General features: G+C 65.9%; 3 protein-coding genes. 2 read left to right on the forward strand and 1 reads right to left on the reverse strand.

From position 1 onward, the window contains the following. Positions 1-3 precede the first annotated feature (3 nt). Positions 4-1,671, forward strand: coding sequence for a PAS domain-containing methyl-accepting chemotaxis protein (locus I5M_RS07180; protein WP_031335710.1), 1,668 nt, complete (start codon positions 4-6; stop codon positions 1,669-1,671). A 10-nt stretch (positions 1,672-1,681) separates the two neighbouring features. Here the strand turns inward: I5M_RS07180 and I5M_RS07185 are convergent, their stop codons facing one another. Further along, complete coding sequence (locus I5M_RS07185) at positions 1,682-2,632, reverse strand: LysR substrate-binding domain-containing protein (RefSeq protein ID WP_022720780.1); 951 nt, start codon at positions 2,630-2,632, stop codon at positions 1,682-1,684. Positions 2,633-2,883: 251 nt separating this feature from the next. On the opposite strand from I5M_RS07185, the gene katG reads away from it, so the two are divergent. Continuing rightward, positions 2,884-5,100, forward strand: a complete 2,217-nt coding sequence (gene katG, locus I5M_RS07195; RefSeq protein ID WP_022720782.1) for a catalase/peroxidase HPI — start codon at positions 2,884-2,886, stop codon at positions 5,098-5,100. Positions 5,101-5,137: the final 37 nt, after the last annotated feature.

Genomic DNA, 5,137 nt, shown 5'->3' on the forward strand with positions numbered 1-5,137 from the left:
TCGATGTTTCCATTCATCCGAAACGCCGATCGGGAACGCGCAGCTGCGCTGCTCGCGGCGATCGACCGGTCGCAAGCCGTCATCGAATTCGATCTGGATGGGACGATCCGGACCGCCAATGCCAACTTCCTCGAGCTGCTCGGCTACACGCTCAGGGAAATTCAGGGCAAGCATCACCGCATCTTCGTCGATCCGGCGGAGCATAACGGCACGGCGTATCGCGAATTCTGGTCGGGGCTGCGCGGCGGCGTGTATCACAGCGGTGAGTTCCTGCGGATCGGCAAGGACGGCCGCGAGGTCTGGATCCAGGCGACCTACAATCCGATTCTCGATCGCCACGGTAAGCCGACCGGCGTGGTGAAGTTTGCCGCCGATGTCACCGCAGCGAAGACTCACAGCCTCGAGGACGCCGGCAAGATCGCGGCGATCGGCCGGGTGCAGGCAGTGATCGAGTTCGCGCTCGACGGCACCATCCTCACCGCCAACGACAAGTTTCTCGGCGCGCTCGGCTATTCGCTGGCCGAGATCGTCGGCAAGCATCACAGCATGTTCGTGTCGCCGGCCGATCGCGACACCGAGACGTATCGGGATTTCTGGCGCCGGCTCAATAGCGGCGAAGCGTTCACCGGCTCGTTCAAGCGGTTCGGCAAGGGCGGCCGCGAGGTCTGGATCCTGGCGTCATACAACCCGATCCTCGATCACAAGGGGCGGCCGATCAAGGTCGTCAAGTTCGCCAACGACGTCACGGAGCAGAAACTCGCCGCGGCCGACAGCGCCGGCCAGATCGAGGCGATCCGCAAATCCCAGGCAGTGATCGAATTCAAGACCGACGGCACGATTCTCGACGCCAACGAGAATTTCCTGAAAGCCACCGGCTACTCGCTGGCCGAAATCAAAGGCCGTCACCACAGCATGTTTATGGACCCGGCCGACCGCAACACCGCGGCGTATCGCGAGTTCTGGGATCGGCTGGCGAGCGGCGAGTATCAGGCCGGCGAATTCCGGCGCATCACCAAGGACGGCCGCGATGTCTGGATCCAGGCGTCGTACAATCCGATCTTCGATCTCGACGGCAGGCCCTACAAGGTGGTGAAGTACGCGTCCGATATCACTCCGCAGGTGCAGCGTCGCATCGCCAATGAGGAGGCGCGCGGCATGCTGATCAGGTCGGCGGAGAGCACCGAGGAACTGAGTAGCACGGTGCAGATGATCGCCGAAGCGACGAATCGATCGCGCGAGACGACGCACCGCGCGGTCGCCGAAGTCGAGGTCGCGGACGGCCAGGCCAAGCGTCTCGACGAAGCCGCCAGGGCGATGAGCGGCATCGCCGAAATCATCGGCGCCATCACCGGCCAGATCAATCTGCTGGCGCTCAACGCCACGATCGAATCGGCACGCGCCGGCGAGGCCGGCCGCGGCTTTGCGGTGGTGGCGCAGGAGGTGAAGACGCTGGCCACCCAGGCGCGCAACGCCACCGATCAGATCGTCGGCCAGATCGACAATCTCAACGGCATTGCCGGCGACGTGGTCGGCGCGCTCAGTGCCATCAAGCGGGCGATCGACGGCGTCAACGAGTTCGTCGCCTCGACGGCCTCCACTGCCGAGGAGCAGAGCGCCGCCACCGCCGAGATCGCCGCCAGCATGCAGCGCGCCACGGCGCTGCTGCGCTGAGTGGGGGTGATTAGAGCGTTTCTGACGCCGGCTCGGTCTGCGGCGCCGCCACACGGCTGACACCCTGTTGCACCACCTCGCCCAGCGCCTCGAAATCGGCTCGGCGCGGTGAGGTCCTGCGAAACACCAGGCCGATGCTGCGGCCGGGCTGCGGCCGCTTCAGGCGCAGGAACTTCACCCGCTTGTCGCGGCGTTCGACATCGGCGGCGATCTGCGGAATCAAAGTCAGTCCATAACCGCCGGCGACCATCTGGATCACGGTGGCTAGACTCGACGCGCCGAACGTGGCGGCGCCGGCACCGCTGGTGTTGAGGGCGCGGTTGCGGGCCGTGGCGCAGAATGCCAGCGCCTGGTCGCGGAGGCAGTGACCGTCCTCGAGCAGGATCAGCCGTGACTGGTCGATCTCGTCGACCGCCACGGTTGCGGTCTCCGGCCGCGGATCGTCGGCCGGCACCGCGAGCAGGAATTCATCGTCGAACAACGCGATCGTATCGAGATCGCGGATGCCGACCGGCAGCGCCAGCAGCGCCGCGTCGAGTGCACCGCTCATCACGTCAGAGACCAGTTGCCGCGTCTGGCTCTCGCGGAGCTCCAGGCGCAGTTCCGGAAACCGCTGCTGCAGCCTCGGCAGCACCTTGGGCAAAAGATACGGAGCCAGTGACGGGATCACGCCGAGCGTCAGCCGCCCGGTCAGCAGGTGTGTCCGGTGGCGGGCAAAATCGACGAGGTCGCGGGCGGCGGTGAGGAGCTCATCGCCGCGGCGGACGATTTCACGGCCGATCTCGGTGAGGAACACCTCGCCCGGCCGCCGCTCCACTACCTTGACGCCGAGCGTCCGCTCCAGCTCGGCGATCTGCATCGACAGGGCGGGCTGTGTCACCGAGCAGGCCTCGGCAGCGCGGCCGAAATGGCCGTGGCGGGCGAGGGCCGAGAGATAGCGAAGCTGGCGCAGCGTCAACATCGGCAATCAGTTTATCTGATCGGCATGCAAAATCAAACCGACTGGACCTGATCGTAGAACGGGTCCAGTCTGCGCGTCGCCGGGCACCGATGCCCCCCGTCGGGATGCCCGGCCAATACGACATCATCATCCGAGACGAGATGCCGCGGGCGTTCCCCGCGCCCGCGGCGGTCTCGCACCACACCGATCACGGCCGTCATCAACCGGTCGAACATCGCGGGGACACTGCAGAACTAAAACGGAGACGAACCATGGATGCGAAGACGGACGACAAGGGCAAATGCCCGTTCCCCCACGGCGGCGGCGGTGGCTCGCGCGGAAATAAGAACTCCCAGTGGTGGCCGGAGATGCTCGACCTGAGCATGCTCCACCGCAACTCGTCGCTGTCCGATCCGATGAGCAAGGGCTTCGACTACAAGAAGGAGTTCGAGAGCCTCGATCTCGACGCGGTGATCAAGGATCTGACCGCGCTGATGACCGATTCGCAGGAATGGTGGCCGGCCGACTTCGGTCACTACGGCGGCCTGTTCATCCGCATGGCCTGGCACTCGGCCGGCACCTATCGCATCACCGACGGCCGCGGCGGCGGCGGCGCCGGCCAGCAGCGCTTCGCGCCGCTGAATTCGTGGCCGGACAATGCCAACCTCGACAAGGCCCGCCGCCTGCTGTGGCCGATCAAGCAGAAGTACGGCAACAAGCTGTCCTGGGCCGACCTGTTTATCCTCACCGGCAACGTCGCGCTCGAATCGATGGGCTTCAAGACCTTCGGCTTCGCCGGCGGTCGTGACGACGTCTGGGAGCCCGAGGAGCTGTTCTGGGGTCCGGAAGGAACCTGGCTGGGTGACGAGCGCTACTCGGGCGAGCGCCAGCTCTCCGATCCGCTCGGCGCCGTGCAGATGGGCCTGATCTACGTCAACCCGGAAGGCCCGAACGGCAATCCCGACCCGGTCGCCGCCGCCAAGGACATCCGCGAGACCTTCGCCCGCATGGCGATGAACGACGAAGAAACCGTCGCGCTGATCGCCGGCGGCCACACCTTCGGCAAGACCCACGGCGCCGGTGATCCGTCGTTCCTCGGCGCCGAGCCGGAAGGCGGCGCGATCGAGGACCAGGGCCTCGGCTGGAAGAGCACGCACGGCACCGGCTTCGGCGCCGACACCATCACGGGCGGCCCGGAAGTGATCTGGACCCAGACCCCGACGAAGTGGAGCAACCACTTCTTCGAGAACCTGTTCAAGTTCGAATGGGAGCTGGAGAAGAGCCCGGCGGGCGCTCAGCAGTGGCGCGCCAAGGGCGCCGCGGCGGACGTGCCGGATCCGTTCGACCCGGCCAAGAAGCGCGTCCCGACGATGTTGACGACCGACCTGTCGCTGCGCTTCGACCCGGCCTACGAGAAGATCTCGCGCCGCTTCCTGGAAAACCCGGATCAGTTCGCAGACGCCTTCGCCCGCGCCTGGTTCAAGCTGACCCACCGCGACATGGGCCCGAAGGTCCGCTATCGCGGCAAGCTGGTGCCGAAGGAAGATCTGATCTGGCAGGATCCGATCCCGGCCGTGGACCACGAGCTGGTCAGCGACAAGGACATCGCCGATCTCAAGGCGAAGATCCTCGGCTCCGGCCTGTCTGTCTCGCAGCTGGTGTCGACCGCCTTCGCCTCGGCCTCGACCTATCGGCACTCCGACAAGCGCGGCGGCGCCAATGGCGCGCGTATTCGCTTGGCTCCGCAGAAGGACTGGGAGGTCAACCAGCCCGCCGATCTGCAGCAGGTACTGAGCAAGCTCGAAGCCATCCAGAAGGACTTCAACGGGTCGCAATCGGGCGGCAAGAAGGTCTCGCTCGCCGACCTGATCGTGCTGGCCGGTTCGGCGGCGGTCGAGAAGGCCGCCAAGGATGCCGGCGTCACCGTCGAGGTGCCGTTCACCCCGGGCCGCATGGATGCGTCCGCGGAGCAGACCGACGCCGAATCCTTCGCGGTGCTCGAGCCGCGTCAGGACGGCTTCCGCAACTACATCAACGCCAATCGGCATCAGTTCATGAAGCCGGAAGAAGCGCTGGTGGACCGCGCGGCGCTGCTCAACCTGACCGCGCCGGAAATGACGGTGCTGCTCGGCGGCCTGCGCGTGCTCGGCGGCAATGTCGGCCACACCACGCATGGCGTGTTCACCGACCGGCCGGAGAAGCTCACCAACGACTTCTTCGTCAACCTGCTGGACATGAAGACCGTGTGGTCGCCGTCGAAGACCACCGACGGCGTCTACGAAGGCCGCGATCGCAAGACCGGCGAACTGCGCTGGACCGGCACCCGCGTCGACCTGATCTTCGGCTCGCACTCGCAGCTGCGCGCGCTCGCCGAAGTCTACGGTCAGTCCGACGTCAAGGAGAAGTTCGCCAAGGACTTCGTCGCCGCCTGGACCAAGGTGATGAATGCGGACCGGTTCGAAGTCGTGCCGAAGAAGGCCGCGGCGTAAGTCCTGCCGAAGTCATCGCTTCGCAAAACCAAGGCGG

Source organism: Rhodopseudomonas sp. B29 (assembly GCF_000333455.1).
Classification (GTDB): Bacteria; Pseudomonadota; Alphaproteobacteria; order Rhizobiales; family Xanthobacteraceae; genus Rhodopseudomonas.

What these genes read in the sequence shown, in the direction of transcription:
- katG (WP_022720782.1), top strand. Translation starts at nt 2,884, where the DNA reads ATGGATGCGAAGACGGACGACAAGGGCAAATGCCCGTTCCCCCACGGC.
- I5M_RS07185 (WP_022720780.1), bottom strand. Translation starts at nt 2,632, where the DNA reads ATGTTGACGCTGCGCCAGCTTCGCTATCTCTCGGCCCTCGCCCGCCAC.
- I5M_RS07180 (WP_031335710.1), top strand. Translation starts at nt 4, where the DNA reads ATGTTTCCATTCATCCGAAACGCCGATCGGGAACGCGCAGCTGCGCTG.